Genomic DNA, 25,656 nt, shown 5'->3' with positions numbered 1-25,656 from the left:
CGCGTCGCCTTCGCGATGGAAGGGGTTCGGGCCCGTCCGTCGTGGGAAGTTCGGCGCAGTTCGTGTTTGCAACGTTGTACATTCAACGTTGTATAGCGACTATTCCGGATGCCGTCCCACGTGTCAAGAGGATCCCGAAAACTTCCTGCCGAAAGGTCGGCAGCATGCAACCGCCGCCCTCGCCGGAAGGCGGTGGCGGCGGTGCGGGCGCGGGATTCAGTACGTGACGGGTGCGTCGCCGAGTTCGGCGAGGAGCCTGCTCATCGCTGCGTACGCCGCGTCGCGGTGCGCCACCAGGGCCGGCAGCTGCTCGGGCGGCGTCGCCAGGAATCCGCGCCCGCTCTTGACGCCCAGCGCTCCGTCCGCGACGCGCTCGGAGAGCGCCTCCGGAGCCGAGAAGCGGTCCGGATATCCCTCCGACAGGGAGCGGTAGCAGAAGGCGTAGACGTCGAGTCCTGCCATGTCCGCGATCGCGAACGGACCGAAGAACGGGAGCCGGTAGCCGAAGGTCGTCCGGGTGATCGTGTCGACGGCTTCGGCACTGGCGACGCCCTCCTCCACCAGGCGCGCCGCCTCACTGAACAGCGCGTACTGCAGCCGGTTGAGGACGAAGCCGGTGACATCGGCCACCTCGACCCCGAGCTTTCCCGACTCCGCGAGCAGCGCGATCACCTCCGCGGCGGCCCCGGCACGGGTGGTCGCATGCGGGATGACCTCCACGCCCGGAATGAACGGCGCCGGATTGCTGAAATGCACGCCGAGGAATCGCTCCGGTGCCACGACGGCCTCGGCAAGCGTCGCGATCGAGATCGTGGAGGTGTTGCTGCCGATGAGGGCGTCCGGGCGGGCCGCGGCGCTCACGCGCGCGAGCGTCTCGTGCTTGAGCGCGAGGATCTCGGGAACCGCCTCCTCGATGAAATCCGCATCGCCGACCGCGTCCTCGATCGAGGCGGCCGCCGAGACGTTCGCGGCGATGCGCTCAGGCGCGTCCTCGGGGAACAGCCCGCGCGAGGCGTAGTCGGCAGCCTCGGCGAGGATGCGCTCGCGGCTGCGTGCGGCGTGCTCGGCGCTGACATCCGCGAGGCGCACGCTTCTGCCTGCGAGGGCCAGCACCTGTGCGATGCCGCCGCCCATGTATCCGGAACCGACGACGGCGATCCGATGGATCATCTCTTCTCCTCTGCTTGGACCTTCGTACCGTGTGCGGCAGGATCGTGTGCGGCGGGATCGTGTGCCGCGACGGTCTGGACGATGAGCGCGAACGACACCGCCCCCGGGTCCGCATGCCCGATGCTGCGCTCTGCGAGCGGCCGCGCCCTGCCCTTGCGCGGCGTCAGCTCTGCGGTGGCGTCGGCCGCGGCGGTGGCGACGGCGGCGGCATCCCGCATCGCCTCGCGGATGCCGGCGCCGAACTCGACGCGACGGCGGAACTCCTCGTCGTACGGGATGAGCGCGTCCAGCAGCGTCTTGTCGCCGAGGGCGGCACCACCCAGCTCCGCCATCCGGGTGCGGCCGGCGTGGATCGCCTCGGCGATCGCCGGCGCGCTCGGCTCGGATGCCGACAGCGCGTCGCCCATGGCCTCGAGCGCCGCTCCCCACAGGGCTCCGGATGTGCCGCCGGCGCGGTCTGCCCATGCCGATCCGGCGCGCCGAAGCTGCTCGCCGACGCCGAGACTGGCATCGGTGTCCGCGGTGGCCGCCACCGCCGCGTCGATTCCCCGCACCATGCCCACGCCGTGGTCGCCGTCGCCGGCGATCGCGTCGAGGTCTCCGAGGTCGTCGGCGCGCGCAGCGACGGCGTCTCGCACTTCCCGGAACAGCTGCGTCGCCAACGCGGCGGCTTCGCGTGAGGCAGGTGAGGCGTTCCCGCGCGGCGAAGGCAGCGGCGCAGGCTCCGCGGCCTTCTCGTCCGCCGGCTCCCCCGGCTCCTCTTCCCGCGCGATGCCTCCGCGGGTGAAGGCGGGAGCCGCGGCGGGGGCATTCCACAGCCGCTCCAGCTCGTCGTCGATCCACAGCAGCGTCACCGAGACGCCGCCCATGTCCAGGCTCGTGACCAGTTCGCCGCACAGCGGGCTGACGACGGCGATGCCCCGGGCTTCGAGCAGGTCGGTGAGGTGGCGGTACAGGACGAAGAGCTCTTCGTACTTGACGGTGCCCAGTCCGTTCACGATCAGCACGACTCGGTCATCCGCGCCCTCGGGCCGCTCGGCGAGCAGCGGTTCGAGCAGCGTGCGGGCGAGCTCGGGAGCTGCCTCGAGCGGCACATCGCGCACCCCGGGCTCGCCGTGGATGCCGAGCCCGACCGACATCATGCCCTCCGGCACGGTGAACAGCGGTGCGCCGGCGCCGGGCAGGGTGCAGCCGGCGAAGGCCACTCCGAGCGTCCGGGTGCGGTTGTTGGCGTGGCGGGCGATCCGCTCCACCTCGTCGAGGTCAGCGCCCTCTTCCGCGGCGGCCCCCGCGATGCGGAAGACGCACAGGTCACCGGCGATCCCCCGCCGGCTGTCGATCGCATCGGCGGGGCCGCTGGCGATGTCATCGGTCACCAGCACCGTGCGCACGTCGATGCCCGACTCGCGCAGTTCGCGCTCGGCGGCACCGAAGTGGATCACATCGCCGGCGTAGTTTCCGAAGCTGAACAGGATGCCGCCACCGGCCTCGATCGCGCGCCCGACGCCGACCGCCTGGCGCGTCGACGGTGAGGAGAAGATGTTGCCGCACACCGCACCGGCAGCGACTCCGATGCCGACGAGGCCGGCGAACGCGGGGTAGTGACCCGAGCCACCGCCCACAATGACCGCGACCTTGCCGCTCGCGAGCGGTCGGGCGCGGACGATGCCTCCCTCGACCCGGCGCACGATCTGCCGGTGGGCGCGTGCGAATCCCTCCAGGGCGTCGTCGACGAACGCCTCGGGGTCGCCCACGATGCGGGTCATCGCTCCGACTCCGCGGGCGCTGCGAACTGCTGCCTGACCAGGCTCGGTGCGGCGACGTAATCCCGGCGCGGCAGAATGCGGCTGCGCAGATAGTCGCGGTTGGCCGCGCTCATGCTCAGTCCGTCGCCGCCGTAGTGCTCGGTGCAGATCACGCCCTGGAACCCGCCGTCGATCGCCCACCGGACCGCCGAGCGGTAGTCGATCAGGCCGCTCTCGAGGTAGGTCGGGCTCGTGGCGATTACGCCCGTGGCGGCATCCTCGTCACGCGTGTAGTTCTTCACATGCCAGTAGTTCGCATACGGCAGCGTCTGCCGGGCGACCTCGCGCCAGTCCTCGATCGGCTCGTGCAGCCGGATCAGGTTGCCGAAGTCCGGGTTGAGCCCGACGACGTCCATGCCGATCTCCTCGACGAGCCGCACCGCGGAGGACCCGCTTCCCAGATAGGTGTGCTCGTACATCTCGAGCGAGAGGAGCACGCCGACCTCCTGCGCATGTCGGCCCAGCTCGCGGAAGCGCCGGACGGCGAGGTCCCACGTGGCCGGGTCGTCGGTCGGGTCGCGGTGCCCGGGCGCGGTCCAGAACCACAGCTGCGTGCGCTGCTGCGGGGTCAGGGGTCGATGCAGGCCGACCGAGACGACGCCCACGCCCCACTCCGCCGCCAGATCGAGGCAGCGATGGCTGTACGCGAGGCTCTCGAGGCCGGTCCGCTCGTCGATCACGCTGCGCCGGATCACGGAGAGGGATGCCGCCGCCAGGGTCTCGCGCTGGATGCACTCCCTCATCGCCGCGCGCTGGGCCGGGGACAGGTCGCCGAAGGCGACCCACGTGTCGGTGAGGTCGATCGCATCGAACCCCGCGTCGCGCACGGTGCCGAACACGTGCGACCACTGCGCCTCGACGCCGTCGTCGCGTTCGGCGCCGTGCGACGGCATCGGGTCGAACGGCAGCAGCGAGGCCGCGATCGGCCAGGTCTCGGCAGTGAGAGCCATCGAGCAGTCCTCCCGGTTCACGTATCGTGCACGATACACGATCGCGCAGTACGGAAGTCGGTTGCCCGTCAGCGGAATCGGTCAGAGCGCGGTGGCGAGCTCGCCGAGCGACCGCGTCGTCACGCCGTCGAGATGCGCGTGCATCGCCGCGGCCGCCGCGCGCGCATCTCCGGACTCGATCGCGTCACGCACGGCAGCGTGCTCGGCGATCGTCGCGTCCGCGTCGGTCACCCCGCGCCCCGAGAACAGGCGGAACCGCTGGAACTGTCCGCCGAGCGCCTCGTAGGACTGCATGATGAACCGGTTTCCGGTGCCGGCGACGACGGCATGGTGGAACCGACGATCCGCTTCGTAGTACTCGCGGAACGACTCGTAGCTGCTCCCCCGCGGAGCCTTGGCGAGATCCTCGACGGCGGCATCCAAGGCGGCGACCGTTCCCGCCCGCGGTGTGGCCGAGGCGGCGCGTGCGGCCGCGCCCGGCTCGATGAGCAGGCGGGCCTCCATCAGATCCCGCAGCTCGGACGCCTGCAGAGCCGGCGCCACCCGGTATCCGCGCATCGCCATCCTCCGGATCAGCCCCGTCGCCTCGAGTCTGGCCAGTGCTTCGCGCACCGGGCTGGTCGAAACCCCGAACTCCCGCGCGAGCGCATCGATGCTGAGCGGCTCCTCCGGCGCGACGTGACCGTCCACGATCAGCACGACGAGCTGGTCGTAGACGTCGTCCACGACCAGGCGCGGCCGGATGACGCCCGGCCGCGGCAACCGTCCGGAATCCGTCATCATCTGGTCATGGTACCGGCGAGCCCGCGACACGATCGTGGGAGCGCTCTCGCCCTTTCTGCCACCGGTCGGTGCAACGCTAAGCTGGCCCGAGCGTTCAACACGGCGCGAAGCGACCGGGAGGGGGCGCGATGAATGCGACGATGCATGACGTCGCCCGCGTCGCAGGCGTGTCCATCAAGACGGTCTCGAACGTCATCAACGACTATCCGCACGTGAGGACGACGACGCGCGACCGGGTTCTGGTGGCGATCAAGGAACTCGGCTACCAGCCCAATCTCTCGGCGCGCGGCCTCCGGTCCGGCAAGACGGGCGTGATCGGCCTGGCGATCCCCTCGGTGCGCGAGGCGTACTTCGCCGAGCTCGCCGACTCGATCATCGTGGCCGCCGAGAAGCGGGGGCTGGGCGTCGTCGTCGACCAGACCAACCAGATCCGCGAGCACGAGCTCGACGTGATCGCCGGTCGCCGTCTGCGCCTGACCGACGGGATCGTCTTCAGCCCCGTCACGATCGATGAGACGGATGCCGACCTGCTGAATGTGCCGTTCCCGCTGGTGATCCTCGGCGAGAGCATCTTCGGCGGGCCGACCGACCACGTGACGATGCACAACGTGTCCTCGGCGCGGGCCGCGGTCGAGCACCTGGTTGGCCTCGGCAGGCGCAGGATCGCCGTCATCGGCGCCGTGGATGACGAAGAGGCGAACGCCTTCGGATCCGCGACGCTCCGCGTGCGCGGGTACCATCAGGCGCTGCAGGCGGCGGGGATCCCCGAGGACCCGGCGCTGGTCCGGCCCGCGGGACTGTGGCACTACGACACCGGCGCGGCTGCGACCCGTGCGCTCGTGGCGTCCGGCACCGAGTTCGACGGTCTCTTCGCGCTCAACGACACCCTCGCGATCGGAGCACTGCGCGCGCTCGGCGAGACAGGCGTCCGCGTTCCGGAGGACGTGGCGGTCATCGGCTTCGACAACATCGATGCGACGAGGTATTCGATCCCGTCGCTGTCCAGCGTCGATCCCGGCCGGGACGTCATCGCCGAACTGGCGGTGAGCATGCTCGTCGAGCGGATCGCGGAGAAGGGCGAACGGATGCCGCCCCGACGCATCAAGCCGGACTTCCACATCGTGGGGCGGGAGTCGACCGGGTTTCCCTATGTCGCCGATGTCACGGACCTCGCCGCCGAGTCGCTGACCCTCTGAGCCACTCGCGTATGGCGGGCCGGCACGCGACAGCGTGACACCGCCGCCGAGATCGGCGACGGTGTCACGCTTCCCTGTCGGGCGCGTCAGCCCTCGTACAAGCGGGGCAGGAAGTCGATCAGCGCCTTCTGCCAGACGTCCCAGCTGTGCGGACCGGGGATGATCGGAGCGAACTCGTGCTCGATCCCGCGGTCGTTCAGCGCGCTGATGAGGCTCAGCGTGTTCGGGTAGGTGAAGTCCTGGATGTCACCCGAGTAGATGCGCAGGAGCTTCGTGCCCTCGTTGATCGCCGCCACGTCGGCGCTCGCCGGCGGGTTGGTGAACGCCGACATCGCCCCGATGTAGGCGAACTGACCGGGCATCGTGTACAGCGTGCTCAACGCCGCCGCCGACCCCATCGACAGTCCCGCGAGGGCTCGATCTTCGGGCGCGCTGCTGACGTTGTACTGCGCCTCCGCGGCCACGGTGATGCGCTGGGTGATCTCGTTGGGGAAGTTCACGCCGTTGCCGTTGGCCATCACCACCACCATGGGAACGATGTTCCCCTTGGCGTAGTGGTTGTCCAGGATCTGGGCGGCGAAGCCGACCTCGATCCAGTCCGTCCACGTCTGTCCGCCACCGTGCTGGAGGTAGAAGACCGGGTAGGCCTCAGCGCGATCCGGGTCGTAATCCGGGGGCGTCCACACGTAGGCCGAGCGAGTGGGGTTTCCGTTCGCACTGCTGGTGTACTCCATGATCTCGACGGCGCCGCGAGCCTCGGGGGCGACGGGTGTGGTGTACTCGCCACGGAGCGTCTCATCGCCGGGCACCTGGAACGTGCTCCAGTTGGGCTCGGAGAGCACCGTCGTCGGGTTGGCCTGGTCCTTGCGGTCCGCACCTTCGAGGACGAACTTGTAGTAGTACGAGCCCGCCTCGACCGGCATCGTCAGGCGCCAGCGCCCGTCGTCCTGCTTGGTCATGCGCGTGCGCGGCCAGCTGCCGGAGGGACCGAAGTTGCCCCACACCGTGACGTTGTTCGCGTTCGCGAACTCCGTGCCGGTCTCGAAGGTCACGACACCGTTCTCATCGATCCAGGGCGTCGGCGTGGTGCCGGGAGCCGGGAGCGAGTGCGGCGCGAGCGGAAGGTGGCCCTCGCTGGGACCCGTGTCACCCGAAGCCCGGAAGACGCGCTGCGCGAAGTCGTGCAGGCTCTTCTGCCACGTGTCCCACGTGCCGCCGGTCTCGGGGTCGGAGCCGTCCGACTGGAAGTCGACGCCCGCGGCGCCGAGCTTGTCGGCGAGGTTCACCGTCGCGTTGTAGTTCGGGTCGGTGACGTTGCCGACGTACAGACGGATCATGTCGGTCGCGTCGTTGATCTGCTTCGCCTTGCCCTTGCTGATCTTCCCGCTGCCGTTGCCGAGGTCGCCCTCGAGGTCGGCCGAGAACGAGCCGACGTTCGAGAACTCCTTCGTGGCGTCGACCAGCAGGCTGAGAGCCTGGTCAGCCCCGCGCCCGATACCGGCGATCGCGCGGTCTTCGGCGTCGCGGGAGACGTTGAACGCATCCTCGGAGGCCGGGAGCAGGTTCTTGACGACCTCGCTGCGGATGTCATCGACCTCGCCGTCGCCCATCACGACGACCATGGGCTCGGCTTCTCCACCGAGCGTCAGGTTGTCGAGGATCTGCTGCAGCCGCCCGAGCTCCACCCACTCGCGGTAGCTCTGGCCCTCGTCCTGCAGGAGGTAGAGCACCGGGTACGGCTCGGCACGGTTCTGGTCGTAGCCCGGCGGCGTCCACACCAGCGCCGAGCGCTCGGCCCCCGTGACGGAGCTGTCGTAGGCGAGGGTCTCGAGGCTGCCGCCGCTCTCCGCGTCCGCGAGCCACTCGGCGCCCGGACCGTCGACGAACAGAGTGTTCCACGTGGGCTTGGAGGTGACCTCCTGCGGACTGGCGGGGTTGCGGAAGGCGATCGCATCCTGGTTCCAGGCCGGGCGAGCGGAGTACTGGTAGTAGTAGAGGCCCGGCTCGAGGGGCCCGAGCGTGGTCGTCCAGTTGCCTCCGCCGGAACCCATGTTCAGGGTCGTCCATGTCTTGCCCGGTGCGAAGTTGCCCTCGACCGCCACGACCGACCCGGTGATGCCGGTGGCCGGCTGGATGGCTGCGTTCGGCACGGTGAACCGGTAGACGTCACCCACCGCATTGTTCTGCACCTCGGCGACCCAGGGGTCCTCCTCGGCAGCGGCCGGCTGCGCGGCGATGAGCGAGCCCGCCCCCACCGCGAAGGCCGTCGCCAGCGCGGCCCACTTCCGTCGGGACCCACGCCACGCGCGTGTCTCGTGTTGAACCGTTGTCATCGTTGATCCTCTCTTTCGCACACTGCCGCGTATGCGTGAACCAGAACGCCGCCCGGTCGAACGGCTAGGGGGATGACCGCACCGGCGCCGCAATCCATCGGATTTACAACGTCGTAATCTGCGCTCGCCCCCATGCTGTGCCAGTCCTTCGCCGCGTGTCAAGGAAAATCTTCTAACGTTGTAATTCCCGATCGGCGAATCGCGGAGGATGCCGCGCGCCAGACCGATTCTTCGGAGATCAGCCCCGGGAAGCGCGGGCGAGGACAGCGCCCGCCTCGCGAAGCCACCGCTCCGGTGCGCTTCTGGCGGCGTCTTCACCGCCGGCCAGGTGGCTCAGCGACACGACCGCCGCGAACGCCGAGGTGTCGGCATCCGGCGCGATCCGTCCCGCGACGAGCACGACCGGCACGTCCGCCGCGGCGGCGAGCGCGGCGACATGCGTCGGCGCCTTGCCGGCGGCGGACTGGCCGTCGAACGATCCCTCGCCGGTCACGACGACGGATGCCGCGGACAGTGCCTCCGGCAGGTCGATGAGCTCCGCCACCTCGGCGGCCCCCGGAACCAGCCGGGCGCCCCAGGCCAGCAGCCCGAAGCCGACACCGCCCGCCGCCCCCGAGCCGGGCAGTTCCGGGTCGGCAGGCAGCAGCGCCGCCACGCGCCGCAGCCCCGCCTCCGCTGCGGAGATCTCGGCGGCATCCATCCCCTTCTGCGGCCCGAAGACCGCGGCGGATCCCCGCGCGCCCAGCAGCGGGTTCGACACGTCGCTGAGGACGAGCACCCCACCCGGGGGCGGCTGTCGCAGATCGGACAGGTCCGCGGTCGCGACGGCGGCCGGGCCCCGAGCGCCGTGCGAGATGGCGTGACCCTCGGCATCCGCGAACCGGGCGCCCAGGGCGGTGAGCATACCGGTCCCGCCGTCGGTGGATGCGCTGCTTCCGATACCCAGGACCAGCTGCGACACACCGGCGTCGAGCGCGGCGGCGATCGCCTCGCCGAAGCCCACGGAGTGCGCATCGAGCGGCCGCAGGCGGGATCCGAGCAGCTCGATGCCGGAGGTGGACGCGAGCTCGATGACCGCCGTGCCGTGCGGAGTCGCGGCGGTGGGGGGAAGCAGGAGCCAGGATGCCGCGACCGGGCGTCCGTGCGGACCGGTCACGGTCACCGGCATCCGGCTGCTCCCCGGAACGGCCGCCGCGAAGGCGGCGAGGGTCCCTTCACCTCCGTCGGCCATCGGCCGCGCGATGAGGTCTGCCGTCGGGTCGACGCTGCGCCACCCCGCGGCGAGCTCCGCGGCGGCGTCCGCAGCGCCGATCGATCCTTTGAAGCTGTCGGGGGCCAGAACGACCCTCATCGGCGCGCCGAGCTCTCACGGACGACGAGGCGCGTCGGAACGACGTCGGTCTTCGGGGAGCCGCCGTCGATCGCGTCGATGAGCGCGTCGACGGCTCGCTCGCCCAACGCATCGAAGTCCTGCCGCACGGTGGTGAGCGGGGGCAGGTACTCGGCAGCGTCGGCGATGTCGTCGAATCCGACGACCGAGACGTCCGACGGGACGCGCCTGCCGGCATCGGCGAGCGCGCGCAGCAGGCCGAGCGCCATCTGGTCGTTCGCGACGAACACGGCGGTGACGTCGGGGCGGGAAGCGAGCGCCGCACCCGCAGAGTGCCCCGATGCCGCCGTCCAATCCCCCCGGAACAACGGAGGCACGACCAGCCCGGCACCCTCCAGCGCTGCGCGCCAGCCGCGCTCGCGCTCCGCCGAGGCGTAGGAATCCTCGGGGCCGGCCAGGTGCCACACCGTCGCATGGCCGAGCCCGATGAGGTGGTCGGTCGCCGCAACGGCGCCGGCCTCGTGGTCGGACTGCAGCACGACGAAGCGCTCGTCCGGCGGTGAGTCGACGACTACGAGGGCAAGACCGGCCGGCCCATCGGTCCGGCGGGCGGTTGCGGTCGCCTCGTTCAGCACGATGGCGCCGTCCACGCCCTGGTCGCGGAGGCGCTCGAACGCCTGCGCCAGACCTTCGGCATCCCCCGCGGTCACGACAGTCAGGGCATACCCTCGGGGAGCCGCCGCGTCTGCGACCGCCTGCAGCATCCGGGAGTTCCCGACGCTCGCGAGGGTCGACACCACCAGCCCGATCGTGTGCGTGCGCCCGGTGCGCAGCGCACGGGCAGCCCGGTGAGGGCGATAGCCGAGCTGAGCCATGGCGTCCTCGACGCGGGCCCGCGTTGCGGGGTCGACGCGCGGACTGTCGTTGACGACGCGCGAGACGGTCTGCCCGGACACCCCGGCGCGCTGCGCGACATCGGCCATCGACACCCGCTTGTTCGCGGGCGCGGGCCGCAGCGGGCGCCGCGCGGTGCCTGCCGCGTCGCCCTCAAGACGCTCGAGGGCTTTCATCTCCGCATCGACGTCGTCGCTCATCCGCACCTCCCGTGCACAACGCAGGACAGAGCTTCCGTGTTGACGATAACACAACCCCTGCGGTACCGTGTTGACGTGAACACACCTGCATTGCGCACGGGGGAACCGCTCGGCGCCGGCGTCGTCAAGCGCACCGCACGGCTCGCGGACGGCCGCGAGCTCATGTACTTCGACGATCCCGACACGACCCTCGGACCGGAACGCCGCATCGACGCGCGCATCCTCGACCCGCGCGCGGAGACCGCGACCATGCGCCGCGACGTGCTGACCGGCGACTGGATCTCCGTCGCCGCGGGCCGCCAGAACCGCGCCTTCCTCCCCCCGGCCGAGCTCGACCCCCTCGCGCCGCAGGCCCCGACGAATCCGTCCGAAATCCCCTCCCGCTATGACGTCGCCGTCTTCGAGAACCGGTCGCCGTCCTTCGGCCCGGCGCTGGCGGAGGCCACGGGCGACGCGCCTGCGGGGATCGACCCGCCGACGAGTCTGGACGACCTGGACACTCCGGGCCTGGGCCGAACCCGCACGAGCGTCGGCCGCTGCGAGGTCGTCTGCTTCAGCCCGGAGCACTCCGGCTCGTTCGGCACGCTCACCCCGACCCGCGCCCGCACGGTGATCGAGGCGTGGGCCGACCGTTCGGCCGCCCTGTCCGCCCTGCCCGGCATCCAGCAGGTCTTCCCTTTCGAGAACCGCGGCGAGGCGATCGGAGTCACCCTCGCCCACCCGCACGGTCAGATCTACGCGTATCCGTACGTGACGCCCCGCACGCGCCGTCTGCTGGAAGCCGTCGACCGCGAAGGCAGCGACCTGTTCGCCCGCATCCTCGCCTTCGAGCAGGACTCCGAGCGGGTGCTGCTGCGCGGCGAGCACTGGACCGCGTTCGTGCCCTTCGCCGCGCGCTGGCCGCTCGAGGTGCACCTCATGCCGCATCGCCATGTGACCGACATCGCCGGAACGACGGATGCCGAACGGGACGAGCTCGCGCCGCTCTACCTCCGGCTCCTGCGCGGCGTCGACGCGCTGTACGACTCCCCCACGCCCTACATCGCCGCCTGGCACCAGGCGCCGGTCAATGCGGGGCGCGACTCCGTGCGACTGCGGCTCGAGCTCACCTCGCCCCGCCGGGCCGCTGACAAGCTCAAGTACCTCGCCGGCTCCGAGGCGGCGATGGGCGCGTGGATCGGCGACGTCCCGCCTGAGACCGCGGCTGCGAAGCTGCGCGAGGCGATCGAATCCGTCCCGGAGGTGACCCTGTGACCGGAGCCGCAGAGCTCTTCGAGAGCACCGCGAACGGCGCTCCGGCCGGCATCTGGTCGGCCCCCGGACGCGTCAACCTCATCGGCGAGCACACCGACTACAACGACGGCTTCGTCCTGCCCTTCGCGATCCAGCAGCGCACGCACGTGGCGCTCGGCACACGCGAGGATGGCCGCATCCGGGTGGTCTCGACCTTCGACGCGGATGCGGTCGAGGTCGGTCTCGCCGAACTCGAGGCCCTGTTCCCCGCGCGCCGCTCCGACGTGCCCGAGTGGGCGACGTATCCCCTCGGGGTCGCATGGGCGCTCCTGCGCGCGACCGGCACCGACCCGGCGAGCGTGACGGGCGTGGACCTCGCGATCGCCTCGGACGTGCCGATCGGAGCGGGTCTGTCCTCCTCCGCCGCGATCGAGGGCGCCGTCGCCGCAGCGCTCAACGACACGTGGCGCCTGGGCCTGGACCGTGTGGCGCTCGCGCAGGTCGGGCGCACAGCCGAGAACGAGGCGGTCGGGGCCCCGACGGGCATCATGGACCAGATGGCGTCGATGCTCGGCCGGGCCGACGCGGCGATCTTCCTCGACTGCCGTTCCCTCGAGGCATCGGTCATCGATCTCGGATTCGCGGATGCCGGACTGCAGCTGGTCGTGATCGACACGGGCGTGAAGCACTCCCACGCGACCGGCGGCTACGGCGAGCGCCGGGCGTCGTGCGAGCGCGGCGCCGCGATCATGGGAGTGCCCGCGCTGCGGGACGTCTCTGTCGCCGACCTTCCCCGAGCCGAACAGCTCATGGACGACGAGACCTTCCGCCGCGTCCGCCACATCGTCACCGAGAACCAGCGCGTGCTCGACACGGTCACGGCCCTTCGCGAACACGGCCCGAGGTCGATCGGCGACCTGCTCCTCGCCTCGCACGCCTCCATGCGCGATGATTTCGAGATCTCGGTCGCCGAGCTCGACACCGCGGTCGAGGCGGCGATGGCGGCCGGCGCCGTCGGCGCCCGCATGACCGGCGGCGGTTTCGGGGGCGCGGCGATCGCGCTCGTCGCCCACGCCGACGTGCGGAGGGTGATGGATGCCGCGGCCGCCGCGTTCGCCGCATCCGGGTTCGCCGCCCCGACGATGTTCACCGTCGTTCCGTCGGCGGGCGCCGGGCGGGAGGCCTAACCGCTCCCGGCAGGACCCGCAAGCCCTGGCCCTGCCACGGGTCGGCACGTAGCGTCGGGGGCGAGTCGGGGCACCCAACGCCTCGACCGGAGGGAGCGAAGGTGGCATTCATCACAGTCGGCACCGAGAATTCAGCCGAGGTAAAGCTCTTCTACACCGACCAGGGCAAGGGTCAGACGGTCGTCCTGATTCACGGCTTTCCGCTCGATGCGGAGTCGTGGGGCAAGCAGCAGGCTGCACTCCTGGAGGCGGGATACCGGGTCATCGCGTACGACCGGCGGGGCTTCGGGCAGTCGAGCAAGACCCGAGCCGGGTCGGACTACGACACGTTCGCGGACGATCTGGGCGCTCTCATGCACACGCTCGACCTCGAGAAGGTCGTGCTCGTCGGCTTCTCGATGGGCACGGGAGAAGTCGCCCGGTATTTCACCCGCTACGGCAGCGAGCGCGTCGCCAAGGCAGCCTTCCTCGGCTCTCTCGAGCCGTTCCTGCTGAAGAACGACGACAATCCGGACGGTGCCGGGCCGCAGGAGTTCTTCGACGGCATCGCCGCATCGGTACGCGAGGATCGGTACGCGTTCTTGACCGGGTTCTTCAAAGACTTCTACAACCTCGACGAGAACCTCGGCTCGCGCATCTCGCAGGAGGCGGTCGACGCGAGCGTTGCCACGGCCAACCGGGCCGGCAACGCGGCGATCGCTGCCGCGCCGCTCACCTGGCCCACGGACTTCCGTGAGGACATCGAGAAGGTGGACGTCCCGGCGCTCATCGTGCACGGCACCGCCGACAACATCCTTCCGATCGATGCGACCGCGCGCCGGTTCAAGGACCTGCTGCCGGACGCGACCTACGTCGAGATCGACGGCGCCCCGCACGGGATGCTGTGGACGCACGCGGCCGAGGTCAATTCCGCGCTCCTGGAGTTCCTCGACTCCTAGCCCCGCCGACCGCGAGACTGCATCGGGTGGTCGAGACTGCAGGGTTTACCCGCAGTCTCGACCACCCGTTGCAGTCTCGCGGGTCAGTAGAGGGTCAGTCGTGCTCGGGGCGAAGCAGCCGCAGGCCCGCGACGGCCAGCGGCACCACGAGCACGATGATCGCGACCACGATCGCGCCGATGCCGATGGCCTGGTTCTGCGGTTCCCCGCTCAGCCGGCCGACCGCGAGCCACGACAGACCCCACGCCAGCGCGATCCCCGGGGCGACGCGCCAGCCGCTCGCCCACGCGATGCCCAGTCCGATCACGGCCACGACCGCGAGCACGGCCAGGCCGATGGCGGATGCGGCATCCGCCCACGACTCCGGAACCACGCCGGTGAGCCAGGCCGCTGTGTTCGCGACCGTCGCGAGCGTCACCCAGCCGAGGTGCAGGCCGGTCACGCCGTCGATCAGGAGAGCATCGACCCAGCCGCCGCGAGGAACACGGGTGCGCACGGAGATGCGGAACGTGATGCACAGCGCGATCAGCAGCAGCACGATCACCACGACCGTCCACACGATGGTGAGCAGCTGCGCGGCGACCAGCCACAGCCCGTTGAGCACGATGGTCAGCGCGATCCACCATCCGATCGCCCGCTGGCGCTCCGACGCACGCTGGCTCGGAAGCGCCTGCCAGATGACGTATGCCGCCAGGCCCAGGTAGATGACCGACCAGATGCTGAACGCGGGACCCGCGGGAGCCAGGTACGAGCCCTGCTCGGAGAGCTGCCCGCCCTGGGAGTTCTCGACCTCGGTGCCGCCCAGGCCGCCCACACCCACCAGCACTGCGACCAGCGTGAACCCGAGCGAGGAGATCACCGCGATCTGCCGCGCGATGTCTCTACCGGTGGATGCCGTGGCATTCGTCTTCGTGTTGCGCGAGGTATCGGTCACACTGCCACGGTACGTGCCGCGGGCCGCCCCGGGGCGGGGTTGACACGAATCGGCCCGGCCGGGACGCCGGCGATGGCATCATGGCGCCATGACCCGCGACTGGACTCCCCTGGCCCTCATCTACCTGCTGCTGGCGGTTGCGGGACTCATCGGCACCTGGACCTTCAACGTCCTCGCCATCGTGCAGATGGCCGATTTCCTCGGTGACCTGTCGAGCAGCGGACCGGCGGTGTCCTCGATCACGGTCGACCTGCTCGTCGTCGCCGTGGCGGGAAGCGTCTTCATCATCGTCGAGGCGCGGCGCTTGCGGATGCGCTTCGGCTGGCTGTACGTCGTCGGGGCGGGACTGACCGCGTTCGCCTTCACGTTCCCGCTGTTCCTCGCCATGCGCGAGCGGCGGCTCACGCGGGTCGCCCGGGCGGCATCCTGACCGCGTCCGGCCCCGGCGGCCGATTACCCTGAAGAGTCGAACCCGAGGAGCCGTTCCGTGACGCAGCAGCCAGACCCGATCGTCACCATCGCGCCCGGCCGGGTGCGCGGATTCTGGCGCGACGGCTCGGCCGCGTTCCTCGGCATCCCCTTCGCCCAGCCGCCCACCGGCGAGCTGCGCTTCGCCGCGCCCGTCCCGCCGGATCCGTGGGACGGGGTTCGGGATGCGCTCGCGTACGGGGCGACCGCCAAGCGCGACAAGCCCGGCGAGAAGACCCTGATCCCGGAACCCGCCGTGCCGGGCGAATCGACGCTGAACGTCAACGTGTTCACGCCCGAGCCGGGGAGAACGGACGCCGCGCTGCCGGTGCTCGTGTACATCCACGGCGGCGGCTACACCGAGGGCTCCCCCGCCAGCCCGTGGTACGACGGCGCCTCCTTCAACCGCGACGGCGTCGTGACCGTCTCGCTCTCGTACCGCTTGGGGTTCGACGGCTTCGGTCACATTCCCGGGGCGCCGAGCAACCGCGGCGTGCGCGACTGGCTGGCCGGCCTCGAGTGGGTGCGCGAGAACATCCAAGCCTTCGGCGGCGATCCCGGCCGCGTCACGATCGCCGGGCAGTCCGCCGGCGGCGGTGCGGTGCTGACGCTGCTCGGGATGCCGGCAGCCCAGGGTCTCTTCCACGGGGTCTGGGCACTGTCGCCGGCGCTCGCCGACGTGCCCGCCGAGCTGGCGCGCACGCTCTCGGCCAAGGTGGCGAACCTCGCCGGCGTCACTCCGACGCGCGAGGGCTTCGCCTCCGTCGCCGAATCGACCCTCCTCCAGTACCAGGAGGCCGCGGCCAAGCCCGACTCGAAGGATCCGCTCGCGGCCATCCACGCGCTCTTGATCGACGGCCTGATCTGGGGCCCGATGATCGATGGCGACCTCATCGTCCGGCCCACGGTCGATTCGCTCGGCGCGGGCATCGGCGCCGGCATCCCGCTGGTGCTCGGCACCACCGACGATGAGTTCACGATGGCCACCGAGGGCGTGAAGAACAAGGTGCGGCTCGTGCCGTCGGCACTCGCGCTGCGCGCACTGCGGGTCGGCGGCTCGACACGGACGGCGTACTTGGCGGCCAACAGCGCCCAGCGGCGCAAGGGCACCGCCGCCGTCCTCGGCCGCTATGTCAGCGACGTGGTCTTCCGCTCGGGTGTCGTGCGCGTGGCCGACGCGCGGGCGGGCGAGGACACATGGGTCTACCGGTTCTCGTGGCCCTCGCCGGTGATCGGCTGGGCCTGCCACTGCCTCGACGTGCCGTTCTGGTTCGACTGCCTCGGCGCCGAGGGCGTGCCCGAGCTCGCCGGCGAGCACCCGCCGCGCGCGCTGGCCGATGCGGTGCACGGCTCGGCGGCCGCTTTCGTCCGCGACGGCGCCCCCGGCTGGCCGTCGTGGTCCGCGGCATCCGGAATCACGCGCGTGTTCGGCGGCGACCCTTCACGACCGGACGTGATGGCCGACGGGTACGCGAGCGTGCGCGCCCTGGTCTGACCGCCCGGGTCAGGCCAGCGCGGGGATGACGTCCCGCTCGAACAGCTCCATGCCCGAGCGGTCGTAAGCCGCCTCGGGGAAGTAGTGGATCGCATAGCCGAGGCCGTGCTCGGCGCGCTCGGCGAGGCGCTCGGCGACCTGCTCCGCGGTTCCGAAGCCCGGTGACGACACGTAGTCGGCTTCGATCGCCGCCGCCCGCTCGTCCCCGACGTGCGGGCGCAGGCGGGCGATCACGGCGGCGAGCCGATCGGCCGCCTCGGCCTCGGTCGCTCCGACGATCGTGTTGAAGTTCGAGGACCGCGTGATGGTGTCGAAGTCCCGCCCGAGCGCGTCGCAGTGTCCGCGCAGGATCTCGCTCTTGCGATCGAACTCCTCCAGGGAACCGGCGAAGTTCGTGTACGACGCGCGCTTGGCGGCGATCTTCAGCGTGACCTTCTCGCCGCCGCCGGCGATCCACAGCGGGATGCCGCCCTCCTGCAGCGGCAGGGGACGGACGATCGCGCCGTCGACCTGGTAGTAGGTGCCGTCGAGGGTCGCTGAACCGGTGGTCCATGCCTGGTGCATGATCTCGACCCCCTCGCGCAGACGCCCCAACCGGTCCTTGATCGCGGGGAAGCCGTAGCCGTACGCGCGCCACTCGTGCTCGTACCAGCCTCCGCCGATGCCCATCTCGGCGCGGCCGCCCGAGATCAGGTCGACGGTCGCGGCGACCTTGGCGAGGTACGCCGGATTGCGGTAGCCCATCGACGTGCACATCTGGCCGAGACGGATGCGGCTCGTCGATGCGGCGAACGCCGCCATGAGCGTCCACGCCTCGTGGGTGGCCTCTTCCGTGGGCAGCGGCACCGTGTGGAAGTGGTCGTAGACCCACAGGGATTCCCACGGTCCGGCATCCGCTCGCTGCGCGAGCGTGCTCATCGCGGACCACTGCTCTGCGGGGTCGATGCCGACCAGATCGAGTCGCCAGCCTTGGGGGATGAAGGTTCCGAATCGCATCGGTCCAGACTATGGTCGTCCCGCCTGCACCGGCTCCTCCCACGGGATCCGGTGGTTGTAGAGCCAGTCGTTGCGGGTGTCCTCGGACGCCTTCGCGAGGAACTTCGGCATCATCCAGTCGCGGATCGCGATGCCGATCCTCGACTTCGTCACCCGCTTCTGCCCATCGATCCGGCGGGCGTATCTCACGACGGCCTCCGCGCGGGGCTGCCGCTGTCGCTGGTACTCCGCGAATGCCGCCGCGCGGTCGGGCAGATCGCGCACGCACTTGGCCAGGGTGATCGCGTCCTCGAGCGCGAGCGACGCGCCCTGACCCGAACTCGGTGACGTCGCATGCACGGCGTCGCCGATCGCGACGACCCGGCCGCGGCTCCAGCTCCCCACCCCGGACAGGTCGAAGATCGGGTAGGCGCCGATGTCGCCCTGCACGTTCTGCAGGATCTGCGGCACCGGGAACGGGTCGTCGCTGTGCAGGTCGCGGAGCCTGGTGAGCCAGTCCGCGCTCGGCACGTCGCGCAGCGACCCCCGCTCGGGCTGCGGTGCGGTCATGTTCGCGAACCAGTAGACCTCGCCGTCCTCGCGCACCAGGTACCCGAAGAACGAGCGCGCGCCGAAGACGAAGTACTGCGTGTCCGGTGTGGCCGCCAGTCCAGCGACCCGTGCGAAGCCGCCCGTGCCGACGAGGCCGCTGTACCGCGGCCGTGGAGCACCCGGGTCGATGTAGCGCCGCGTGGCCGACCCGATCCCGTCGGCCCCGATGAGGATGTCGCCCTCGGCCACCGCGCCGTCCGAGAACGTCGCCCGCACGCCGGCGGAGGTCTCATCGATGGAGACGAGCCGAGCGCCGAAGGTGACGGGAACGCCGGTCGCCTCAGCCGCCTCGCGGATCACCGTGTGCAGCCGGCCGCGACGGACGATCACGCTGCCGCGCTCCGGGTCACCGGCCGGGCCGTTCGGCACCGCACCGAGCTCCCGGCCGGTTCCGCTCCGCATGACCATGCGCGACGCCCTATGAGCGTCGGTCAGGAGACGATCGCGGATGCCGAGCTCGGCGAGCACGGAAAGACCGTTCGTGGCGACATTGAGGAAGAGGCCCTCGTACGGGTCCGGCTCCGCTTCGGCCTCATAGACGTGGACGTCCCACCCCGCGCGCTGGAGGAACATGGCGGCGGCCGGGCCGGCCACGCCGGCGCCGATGACGAGTGCTCGTGGCATTTGGTATCCTTGATCCTGCCGAGACTCTCTACTCTAGAGTCTCTCTTAATTAGAGAGAATACCGCCGATGCCGAGGAAGTCAAGTCGCGAGACCGCGATCGAGCGCATGGCCGAAGTGATGCGGGAGTTCATGGCGCGAGCTGTGCTGTTCCAAGACGCGGTGGCCCGCCACGGCGGCATCAACAGCACGGACATGCAGGCGGTCAGCCTGCTCATGAGCGAGGGCCCGGCGACCCCGGGTGAGCTCGCCGAGCGCACCGGTCTGACAGCGGGGGGTGCGATCACCTCGGTCGTCGATCGGCTCGAACGCGCGGGCTACGTCACGCGGGAGCGGGATGCCGCCGATCGCCGCAAGGTGATCGTCACGGCGAATGTCGACGCCGTACTGCAGAAGGTCGGGCCGATCTACGGACGTGTCGGGCAGCGGTGGGCCGACTACCTCGCGACCCTCACCGATGAGCAGATCGAGTTCGCGAACGAGTTGTTCACCCGCGCGGCCGAGGTCAATCGCCTCGAGATCGAGCGCCTGCGCGAGGCCGATCCAGGCCGCAGCTGAGTTCAGCCGAGGAAGGTGGCGTGCGGCATCCGGGTCCGCATCACGGCGACCGCCTCGGGATTCGCGTCGACGAGCACCGCGTGGCGGCCGAGCGCCGACGCGACCGCGCCGGTCGTGCCGCTGCCGGCGAAGAGGTCGAGCACGCGGTCGCCCGGGCGGCTGGATGCCTGCACGATCCGGCGCAGCACCCCTTCGGGCTTCTGGGTCGGATAGCCGGTCTTCTCGCGTCCGGTCGTGGGAACGATCGTGTGCCACCACACGTCCGTCGGCAGCTTTCCGCGGGCGGCCTTCTCGGCCGTGACCAGTCCCGGCGCCATGTACGGCTCGCGGTCGACGGCTTCGGAGTCGAACCAGTACGCGTCGGGGTTCTTCACGTACACGAGGATCGTGTCGTGCTTGGTCGGCCAGCGCTTGCGGGTCTTCGCGCCGTAGTCGTAGGCCCAGATCAGCTCGTTGAGGAATCGGCTGCGACCGAACAGTGCGTCCATCAGGACCTTGGCGTAGTGGGCCTCGCGGTAGTCCAAGTGAACGTAGAGCGTGCCGTCGTCGGCGAGCAGCCGCCACGCCTCGACCAGACGCGGCTCGAGGAACCCCCAGTAATCGTCGAACCGGTCGTCGTAGGTGCGCAGATCACCGCGCAGGCGCTCGTACTCGCGCCCGTGGAAGCCGCGCCGGACGACGGCGGGGCTCACCTGCTCCCCGGCCGACGATGCCGAATTCAGGCTGGATGCGCCGGCGGGATCAGCCGGCGTCCGGAATTGCGGCGGATCACCGTCTGGTCCGGCGGGCTCAGCCTGAATTCGGCTCGACGAGCGCGCGGTCTCGAGCGCCTTGCCCTGCACGCGGCCGGTGTTGAACGGCGGATCCAGGTAGATCAGGGTGAACGATCCGTCCGCGAAGCCCGCGGCGACGGCGAGGTTGTCCCCAGCGTGGATCTCGACCGACCCCGGCAGGGCGCCCTCGGTCACGGAACCCGGTAGAGCCACGGATCGGTCGCGAACTTCGACGCCACCAGCGCCTCGGCCTCGGCGTACTCCTCGTCGGTGATCGTGCCGGGCACGGCGCCGTAGAGCTTCGTGAACGTGTCGATGAACCGCTCGATGATCGCCTCGCGGGGCAGGCCGGTCTGGCGGCGCAGCGGGTCGACGCGCTTGGCGGCGGAGGTGGTCCCCTTGTCGCTGAGCTTCTCGCGGCCGATCCGCAGCACCTCGGTCATCACCTGGCCGTCCATGTCGTAGCTGAGGGTCGCGTGGTGCAGCACTCCCCCGTTGGCCAGCCGCTTCTGGGCGGCACCGCCGATCTTGCCCTGGGGCGAGGCGATGTCGTTCAGCGGCTGATAGGTCGCCTCGACCCCGAGCGAACGCAGCGCCTGCAGCACCCAGTCGTCGAGGAACGCGTACGAATCCGCGAAGGTCATTCCCGCGACGAGGGATGCCGGCACATAGAGCGAATAGGTGACGATCGAGTTCGCGCCCATCATCATGGCGCCACCGCCCGAGATCCTGCGGACGACATCGTAGCCGTGCCGGGCGGCACCCTCCGGGTCCACCTCGTTGCGGTACGACTGGAAGGACCCGATCACGACGGCCGATTCATCCCACTCCCACAGGCGCAGGGTCGGGCGCCGCCGGCCGTCGCCCACGCGCGTGGTCAGCACTTCATCCAGCGCCAGGTTCAGGCGGGGTGAGACCGGCCGGTCGTGCACGACCTCCCAGTCGAAGTCCCGCCAGCCCGGGGCGGTGATGAGTGCGCGACGAACGGCGGTCCCCACCGCTTCGGGCGTGAAGCCGAGCAGCTGCGCCCCCTCGGGAAGCGCCGCGCGCACCGCGGCCGCGATGGCGGCGGCATCCGTCTCGATCGGCAGCCCGTTGACGGCGGCGTCGATGTCATCCAGCGCCGTGTCGGGCTCGAGGAAGAAATCACCCGCCAGCCGGAACTCGGCGATCCTGCCGTCGCGCTCTTCGAGGTCGACGACGACCAGCTTGCCTCCGGGCACCTTGTATTCGCCGTGCATGCGCCCAGCGTATCCGGCGCGGGCGCGGGGCCCGGCGGCTCAGCCCGCGACGAGCATGTGCAGCGCCGCCGGCGACAGCGCGTGCTCGATCGCCAGCATGCTCGCCCCGCGCACCCCGGCGTCTTCGGCGGCCCAGGACTGCACGATCGAGAGGTGCTCGGTCGCCAGCGGCGTGGATCGGGTGTACACCACCTCCCGGACACCGGCGATGAGGTGCTCGCCCACGCGTGCCATGGATCCGCCGATCGCGATCACCGACGGGTTCATCAGGCTCACGCATGCCGTGAGCACCTCGCCGATGTCGCGGCCGGCCTGTCGGACCGCCTGGATCGCGTCGATGTTGCCGCGTTTGATGAGGTCGACGACGTCGTTGCCGTCCGCAGCCTCGACGCCCTGCGCGCGCAGCGCCCGGGCGATCGCCGGTCCGGAGGCGAGTGCTTCGAGGCAGCCGCGGTTGCCGCACGCGCACTGCACGTCCGATCCGCGCGCGACGCGCACGTGGCCGATGTCGCCCGCGACGCCCTCCGCTCCGCGCAGGAGCTGACCTCCGGAGATGACCCCCGCGCCGATGCCCGTGGCGACCTTGACGAACATGAGGTGCTCGGTGCTCGGCCAAGCGGCCGACCGCTCACCCAGAGCCATGATGTTGACATCGTTGTCCACGAGGACCGGTGCCGGCAGGTGCTGACCGACCCACGCCGGAATGTCGAACCGGTCCCATCCGGGCATGATCGGCGGGTTGATCGGGCGGCCGCTGGAGAACTCGACGGGCCCCGGCACACCGACGCCGATGGCCGCGACATCGGCCGCGGTTCGACCGGACTCGGCCAGCAGGGCGAGAGCGGTCTCGAGGGTCCACGTCAGAACCGGAACGGGTCCGAGGGTGATATCCAGCGGCGCGATCCGCTCGGCGAGGATCGTGCCGCCCAGATCGCTCACGGCTACGGTGGCGTGCGATGCGCCGATGTCCGCGGCGATCACCACTCGCGCACCGGGATTCAGGGCGAACTGCGACGGCGGGCGACCACCGGTAGAGGCCGCGCCGGCGACCGGGGCGACCAGTCCCAACCGCATGAGCTCATCGACGCGCATCGCGATCGTGGAGCGGGCCATGCCGGTGGATTTGGCCAGCTCCGCGCGGGTGCGCGGCACGCCGTCGCGCAGCATCTGGAACAGCTCCGTCACGCCGATGCCGGCGGAATTCGCTTCGACTCCCATTGACGGTCCCGTCACTCACACGGCGAGGTCTGCCGGGATCCCGATGCGCGGCGCTGCGACCCGCTGGGCATCTCAGGTTCCCCGGGCAGCCGGGTCAGGATTCTCGCCCGACCGGCTTGGCGAACCGCTGCTGGAGCAGAACGGCGACGACGATGATGACGCCCTTCGCGACCGCCTGCACGGATGAGGAGAGGTTGTTCTGAACGAAGACGTTCGTCAGCGTCGCGAAGATCAGCACGCCGAAGACGGTGCCCGTGATCGTGCCGCGACCGCCGACGAGCAGGGTGCCGCCGACGACGACGGCGGCGATCGCATCGAGCTCGTACAGCTGTCCGTGCGTCGAGCTTCCGGCGGTGGTGCGGCCGAGGATCATGACCGCCGCGATGCCGGCGCTCAGCCCGGTGAGTGCGTAGAGCCACATCGTGTGGCGCTTGACGTTGATGCCGGCGAGGCGCGCGGCCTCGCGGTTGCCGCCGATCGCGACGGTGCGGCGCCCGAACGTGGTGCGGTTCAGCAGCACCCAGCCGAGCGCGGCGACGATCGCGAAGATCCAGATCAGGATGTCGATCCCGAGGAAGTCCGAGTTCATGAAGCTGATGAAGCCCCGGTCTCCGACGATGAGCGTGCGACGCTCGGCGAGGATCTCGGCGAGCCCGCGCGCGGCGACCAGCATCGCCAGGGTCGCCATGAACGCCACGACGTTGCCGTAGGCGATCACGACGCCGTTGATGAGGCCGGCTCCGAGCCCCACCGCGAGCGCGATCACGACCATGACGATCCAGTGCGTCTGGTCTGCCAGGTCCTGGATCGCCGCGAGGGTCGCCACGATCGACGCGAGGCCCATGACCGAGCCGACCGACAGGTCGATGCCGCCGGCGATGATCACGAGGGTCATGCCGATGCTGATGACGCCGATGATGGAGGCCTGGCGCAGGATCACCAGCGCGTTGCTGAACGTGGTGAAACTCTCACCCGCCGTGAGGGCTCCGACGATCACGAGCACCACGAGGGCGAGCACCAGTCCGAGATTGCGGCCGACCGAGCCGGACATCACCTTCTGCAGGCCGGACTTCTCGGATCGCGGGGAGGGCATGCCGGCAGGCGGCGGTGCCTCGGACGACGAGGCGACGGCACCCGAAGTGCCGACATCGGTCTGCTCGCTCATGCGGCGGTTCCTTTCATGACGAGATCGAGCACGCCGTGCTCGTCGATCTCTGACGCGGGGAGGGTCTCGATCACTCGGCCGTCCGAGATGACCAGAACGGTGTCGGCAAGGCCGAGCACCTCTTCGATCTCACTGGAGACGATCACGACGGCGTTGCCGGCGGCGGAGAGGCGTCGGATGAGTGCATAGATCTCGGCGCGCGCACCGACGTCGACGCCGCGGGTGGGCTCGTCCAGCAGCAGCACGCGGGTGCCGTGCACCAGCCAGCGTGCGAGCAGGATCTTCTGCTGGTTGCCGCCGGAGAGAGTGCGCGCGGCTCGATCGGGATTGGCGGGGCGCAGCTCGAGCGCCTCGATCTGCTCGGCGGCGACACGCCGCTCCGTCCGTTCGTCGAGGAAGCCGCCCTTGGCGAACCGGCCCATCGACGACAGGGTGACATTGACGAAGATCGGCTCGTCCAGGACGAGTCCCTGGCTCTTGCGCTCCTCGGGCGAAAGTCCCACACCGGCCCGCACGGCCGCGACGACCGAGCCGCGCCGCAGCGCCTTGCCGCCCACGCTCACGCTCCCGGCCGTCGACTTGCGCGCCCCGTAGACGGTTTCGACGATCTCGGAGCGCCCCGAGCCGACCAGTCCCGCGAGCCCCACGATCTCACCGGCGCGCACGGTGAAGGACACGTCGGCGAACACGCCGGCCAGCCCGAGCCCGTCGACCTCGAGGACCACCGGCGCATCGGGGGCGACGGGAACGGCCGGCGGGAAGACGTTCTCGACCGTGCGACCGGTCATCAGGCGGATCAGCTCGCTCGTGGGAGTGTCGGCGACCGGGATGCCGGACGCCATCGACCGGCCGTCCTTGAGGACGGTGATGCGGTCGCCGATCTGACGGATCTCCTCCAGCCGGTGCGTGATGTAGACCACCGCGATGCCCTCGGCGGTCAGCTCCTTCACGACGTGGAACAGGTTCTTGACCTCTTCGGTGTCCAGGACGGCGGAGGGCTCGTCCATGATCATCAGCTTGATGTCGTGCGAGAGTGCGCGCGCCATGCTGACGATCTGCTTGTTGGCCGCGCTGAGCTGCCCCACTTCGGTGTGGGGCGAGAGGTTCTCGTGTCCCAGCCGGCGCAGCAGTTCCCTGGTCTGCCGCGCCGCCTCGGACCGCTTCGTGAACCCGCCGCGCGCGAGTTCGTGGCCCAGGAAGATGTTCTCGGCGATGCTCAAGCCGTCCACGACGTCCAGTTCCTGGTACATCGTGGCGATGCCCAGCTCGAGCGCGGCCTCGGGTGTGGCGATCTCGACCGTCTGCCCGAGCCACTCGATCGAGCCGCCGTCCGGCCGGTGAACACCGGCGAGCGTCTTGATGAGGGTCGACTTGCCCGCGCCGTTCTGGCCGAGCACGCAGTGCACCTCGCCCGCCCGGACGTCGAGATCGACGCCGCGCAGCGCCTGGACTCCCGCGAAACTCTTCGTGATGCCACGAACGTCGAGTAACGCCGAATGCTGGTCACCTTTGATCACCCCAGGACCATAACACGCTGTCGCAGGCGGATTCGAGAGGTTCGCGCGCGCCCGCGCCA

22 protein-coding genes are annotated in these 25,656 nt (G+C 70.4%); 7 read left to right on the top strand and 15 right to left on the bottom strand.

Translation table 11 applies throughout. The features are described 5' to 3' along the window. Nucleotides 1-216 precede the first annotated feature (216 nt). The 4 genes from RWQ91_RS08050 to RWQ91_RS08035 all read right to left on the bottom strand — a co-directional run bounded on the left by RWQ91_RS08050 (nt 217) and on the right by RWQ91_RS08035 (nt 4,708). Nucleotides 217-1,170 (bottom strand): 3-hydroxyacyl-CoA dehydrogenase family protein, encoded by a 954-nt coding sequence (locus RWQ91_RS08050; RefSeq protein ID WP_314504586.1) that lies wholly within the window; start codon nt 1,168-1,170, stop codon nt 217-219. Further along, nucleotides 1,167-2,936 (bottom strand): dihydroxyacetone kinase family protein, encoded by a 1,770-nt coding sequence (locus tag RWQ91_RS08045; protein WP_314504584.1) that lies wholly within the window; start codon nt 2,934-2,936, stop codon nt 1,167-1,169. The genes RWQ91_RS08050 and RWQ91_RS08045 overlap by 4 nt, the downstream gene beginning before the upstream one ends. After that, a complete protein-coding gene (locus RWQ91_RS08040; protein ID WP_314504582.1) occupies nt 2,933-3,925 on the bottom strand; it encodes a sugar phosphate isomerase/epimerase family protein in 993 nt (330 codons plus the stop codon). Before RWQ91_RS08040 ends, RWQ91_RS08045 begins: the two co-directional genes overlap by 4 nt. A gap of 81 nt (nt 3,926-4,006) precedes the next feature. Continuing rightward, nucleotides 4,007-4,708 (bottom strand): GntR family transcriptional regulator, encoded by a 702-nt coding sequence (locus RWQ91_RS08035; protein ID WP_314504579.1) that lies wholly within the window; start codon nt 4,706-4,708, stop codon nt 4,007-4,009. A 128-nt stretch (nt 4,709-4,836) separates the two neighbouring features. On the opposite strand from RWQ91_RS08035, the gene RWQ91_RS08030 reads away from it, so the two are divergent. Then, a complete protein-coding gene (locus tag RWQ91_RS08030) occupies nt 4,837-5,904 on the top strand; it encodes a LacI family DNA-binding transcriptional regulator (protein WP_314504576.1) in 1,068 nt (355 codons plus the stop codon). A gap of 86 nt (nt 5,905-5,990) precedes the next feature. On the opposite strand, the gene RWQ91_RS08025 is transcribed toward RWQ91_RS08030, so the two are convergent. The 3 genes from RWQ91_RS08025 to RWQ91_RS08015 all read right to left on the bottom strand — a co-directional run bounded on the left by RWQ91_RS08025 (nt 5,991) and on the right by RWQ91_RS08015 (nt 10,550). Continuing rightward, nucleotides 5,991-8,237 (bottom strand): alpha/beta hydrolase-fold protein, encoded by a 2,247-nt coding sequence (locus RWQ91_RS08025; RefSeq protein ID WP_314504573.1) that lies wholly within the window; start codon nt 8,235-8,237, stop codon nt 5,991-5,993. A 238-nt stretch (nt 8,238-8,475) separates the two neighbouring features. Continuing rightward, the gene (locus RWQ91_RS08020) at nt 8,476-9,588 is read right to left on the bottom strand and encodes a glycerate kinase (RefSeq protein ID WP_314504571.1); all 1,113 of its coding nucleotides are present in this window, start codon (nt 9,586-9,588) and stop codon (nt 8,476-8,478) included. Next, nucleotides 9,585-10,550: a LacI family DNA-binding transcriptional regulator gene (locus RWQ91_RS08015; RefSeq protein WP_314505463.1), complete on the bottom strand. Its 966-nt coding sequence runs from the start codon at nt 10,548-10,550 to the stop codon at nt 9,585-9,587. The genes RWQ91_RS08020 and RWQ91_RS08015 overlap by 4 nt, the downstream gene beginning before the upstream one ends. Nucleotides 10,551-10,823: 273 nt before the next feature. Between RWQ91_RS08015 and galT the strand changes: the two genes are divergently transcribed. From galT to RWQ91_RS08000, 3 genes are all read left to right on the top strand, one after another. Next, the gene (galT, locus tag RWQ91_RS08010) at nt 10,824-11,915 is read left to right on the top strand and encodes a galactose-1-phosphate uridylyltransferase (RefSeq protein ID WP_314505462.1); all 1,092 of its coding nucleotides are present in this window, start codon (nt 10,824-10,826) and stop codon (nt 11,913-11,915) included. Further along, on the top strand, nt 11,912-13,081 hold the full coding sequence (galK, locus tag RWQ91_RS08005; RefSeq protein WP_314504568.1) for a galactokinase: 1,170 nt from the start codon (nt 11,912-11,914) through the stop codon (nt 13,079-13,081). The genes galT and galK overlap by 4 nt, the downstream gene beginning before the upstream one ends. A 101-nt stretch (nt 13,082-13,182) precedes the next feature. Continuing rightward, nucleotides 13,183-14,019: an alpha/beta hydrolase gene (locus RWQ91_RS08000; RefSeq protein WP_314504565.1), complete on the top strand. Its 837-nt coding sequence runs from the start codon at nt 13,183-13,185 to the stop codon at nt 14,017-14,019. A 94-nt stretch (nt 14,020-14,113) separates the two neighbouring features. On the opposite strand, the gene RWQ91_RS07995 is transcribed toward RWQ91_RS08000, so the two are convergent. Further along, nucleotides 14,114-14,953 carry a tryptophan-rich sensory protein gene (locus RWQ91_RS07995; RefSeq protein ID WP_314504562.1) on the bottom strand — a complete coding sequence of 280 codons (840 nt, stop codon included), beginning with the start codon at nt 14,951-14,953 and terminating at the stop codon, nt 14,114-14,116. An 88-nt stretch (nt 14,954-15,041) separates the two neighbouring features. Here RWQ91_RS07995 and RWQ91_RS07990 point away from each other — a divergent pair, with 88 nt between their 5' ends. Continuing rightward, complete coding sequence (locus tag RWQ91_RS07990; RefSeq protein WP_314504560.1) at nt 15,042-15,383, top strand: DUF2834 domain-containing protein; 342 nt, start codon at nt 15,042-15,044, stop codon at nt 15,381-15,383. 57 nt (nt 15,384-15,440) lie between these two features. After that, nucleotides 15,441-16,916: a carboxylesterase family protein gene (locus RWQ91_RS07985; protein WP_314504557.1), complete on the top strand. Its 1,476-nt coding sequence runs from the start codon at nt 15,441-15,443 to the stop codon at nt 16,914-16,916. 9 nt (nt 16,917-16,925) lie between these two features. Here the strand turns inward: RWQ91_RS07985 and RWQ91_RS07980 are convergent, their stop codons facing one another. Then, nucleotides 16,926-17,912 carry an LLM class F420-dependent oxidoreductase gene (locus tag RWQ91_RS07980; protein WP_314504554.1) on the bottom strand — a complete coding sequence of 329 codons (987 nt, stop codon included), beginning with the start codon at nt 17,910-17,912 and terminating at the stop codon, nt 16,926-16,928. A 9-nt stretch (nt 17,913-17,921) separates the two neighbouring features. Then, on the bottom strand, nt 17,922-19,127 hold the full coding sequence (locus RWQ91_RS07975) for an FAD-dependent monooxygenase (RefSeq protein ID WP_314504551.1): 1,206 nt from the start codon (nt 19,125-19,127) through the stop codon (nt 17,922-17,924). Between the two features lie 67 nt (nt 19,128-19,194). Between RWQ91_RS07975 and RWQ91_RS07970 the strand changes: the two genes are divergently transcribed. Beyond that, nucleotides 19,195-19,683: a MarR family transcriptional regulator gene (locus RWQ91_RS07970; protein WP_314504548.1), complete on the top strand. Its 489-nt coding sequence runs from the start codon at nt 19,195-19,197 to the stop codon at nt 19,681-19,683. A gap of 2 nt (nt 19,684-19,685) precedes the next feature. On the opposite strand, the gene RWQ91_RS07965 is transcribed toward RWQ91_RS07970, so the two are convergent. The 5 genes from RWQ91_RS07965 to RWQ91_RS07945 form a co-directional block, all read right to left on the bottom strand. Further along, on the bottom strand, nt 19,686-20,651 hold the full coding sequence (locus tag RWQ91_RS07965) for a site-specific DNA-methyltransferase (protein WP_314504547.1): 966 nt from the start codon (nt 20,649-20,651) through the stop codon (nt 19,686-19,688). Further along, complete coding sequence (locus RWQ91_RS07960) at nt 20,648-21,697, bottom strand: biotin/lipoate A/B protein ligase family protein (protein WP_314504544.1); 1,050 nt, start codon at nt 21,695-21,697, stop codon at nt 20,648-20,650. Before RWQ91_RS07960 ends, RWQ91_RS07965 begins: the two co-directional genes overlap by 4 nt. A 39-nt stretch (nt 21,698-21,736) precedes the next feature. Further along, nucleotides 21,737-22,915 carry an ROK family transcriptional regulator gene (locus RWQ91_RS07955; RefSeq protein WP_314504541.1) on the bottom strand — a complete coding sequence of 393 codons (1,179 nt, stop codon included), beginning with the start codon at nt 22,913-22,915 and terminating at the stop codon, nt 21,737-21,739. Between the two features lie 94 nt (nt 22,916-23,009). Further along, entirely contained in the window at nt 23,010-24,080 is a 1,071-nt protein-coding gene (locus tag RWQ91_RS07950) for an ABC transporter permease (RefSeq protein WP_314504540.1), read from the bottom strand. Next, complete coding sequence (locus RWQ91_RS07945) at nt 24,077-25,552, bottom strand: sugar ABC transporter ATP-binding protein (RefSeq protein WP_314505460.1); 1,476 nt, start codon at nt 25,550-25,552, stop codon at nt 24,077-24,079. Before RWQ91_RS07945 ends, RWQ91_RS07950 begins: the two co-directional genes overlap by 4 nt. Nucleotides 25,553-25,656: the final 104 nt, after the last annotated feature.

The sequence above is a fragment of the uncultured Microbacterium sp. genome, from assembly GCF_963524805.1.
Lineage (GTDB): Bacteria > Actinomycetota > Actinomycetes > Actinomycetales > Microbacteriaceae > Microbacterium.
This window is presented reverse-complemented; position numbering and strand designations above follow the sequence as displayed.

Excerpts from the sequence above, each read along its gene's own strand:
- RWQ91_RS08045 (WP_314504584.1), bottom strand. The coding sequence starts at position 2,936 with ATGACCCGCATCGTGGGCGACCCCGAGGCGTTCGTCGACGACGCCCTG.
- RWQ91_RS07980 (WP_314504554.1), bottom strand. The coding sequence starts at position 17,912 with ATGCGATTCGGAACCTTCATCCCCCAAGGCTGGCGACTCGATCTGGTC.
- RWQ91_RS08020 (WP_314504571.1), bottom strand. The coding sequence starts at position 9,588 with ATGAGGGTCGTTCTGGCCCCCGACAGCTTCAAAGGATCGATCGGCGCT.
- RWQ91_RS08030 (WP_314504576.1), top strand. The coding sequence starts at position 4,837 with ATGAATGCGACGATGCATGACGTCGCCCGCGTCGCAGGCGTGTCCATC.
- galT (WP_314505462.1), top strand. The coding sequence starts at position 10,824 with ATGTACTTCGACGATCCCGACACGACCCTCGGACCGGAACGCCGCATC.
- RWQ91_RS08040 (WP_314504582.1), bottom strand. The coding sequence starts at position 3,925 with ATGGCTCTCACTGCCGAGACCTGGCCGATCGCGGCCTCGCTGCTGCCG.
- RWQ91_RS08015 (WP_314505463.1), bottom strand. The coding sequence starts at position 10,550 with ATGGCCGATGTCGCGCAGCGCGCCGGGGTGTCCGGGCAGACCGTCTCG.
- RWQ91_RS07960 (WP_314504544.1), bottom strand. The coding sequence starts at position 21,697 with ATGCACGGCGAATACAAGGTGCCCGGAGGCAAGCTGGTCGTCGTCGAC.
- RWQ91_RS08050 (WP_314504586.1), bottom strand. The coding sequence starts at position 1,170 with ATGATCCATCGGATCGCCGTCGTCGGTTCCGGATACATGGGCGGCGGC.
- RWQ91_RS07950 (WP_314504540.1), bottom strand. The coding sequence starts at position 24,080 with ATGAGCGAGCAGACCGATGTCGGCACTTCGGGTGCCGTCGCCTCGTCG.
- RWQ91_RS07975 (WP_314504551.1), bottom strand. The coding sequence starts at position 19,127 with ATGCCACGAGCACTCGTCATCGGCGCCGGCGTGGCCGGCCCGGCCGCC.
- RWQ91_RS07990 (WP_314504560.1), top strand. The coding sequence starts at position 15,042 with ATGACCCGCGACTGGACTCCCCTGGCCCTCATCTACCTGCTGCTGGCG.
- RWQ91_RS08025 (WP_314504573.1), bottom strand. The coding sequence starts at position 8,237 with ATGACAACGGTTCAACACGAGACACGCGCGTGGCGTGGGTCCCGACGG.
- RWQ91_RS07955 (WP_314504541.1), bottom strand. The coding sequence starts at position 22,915 with ATGGGAGTCGAAGCGAATTCCGCCGGCATCGGCGTGACGGAGCTGTTC.
- RWQ91_RS08035 (WP_314504579.1), bottom strand. The coding sequence starts at position 4,708 with ATGATGACGGATTCCGGACGGTTGCCGCGGCCGGGCGTCATCCGGCCG.
- RWQ91_RS07970 (WP_314504548.1), top strand. The coding sequence starts at position 19,195 with ATGCCGAGGAAGTCAAGTCGCGAGACCGCGATCGAGCGCATGGCCGAA.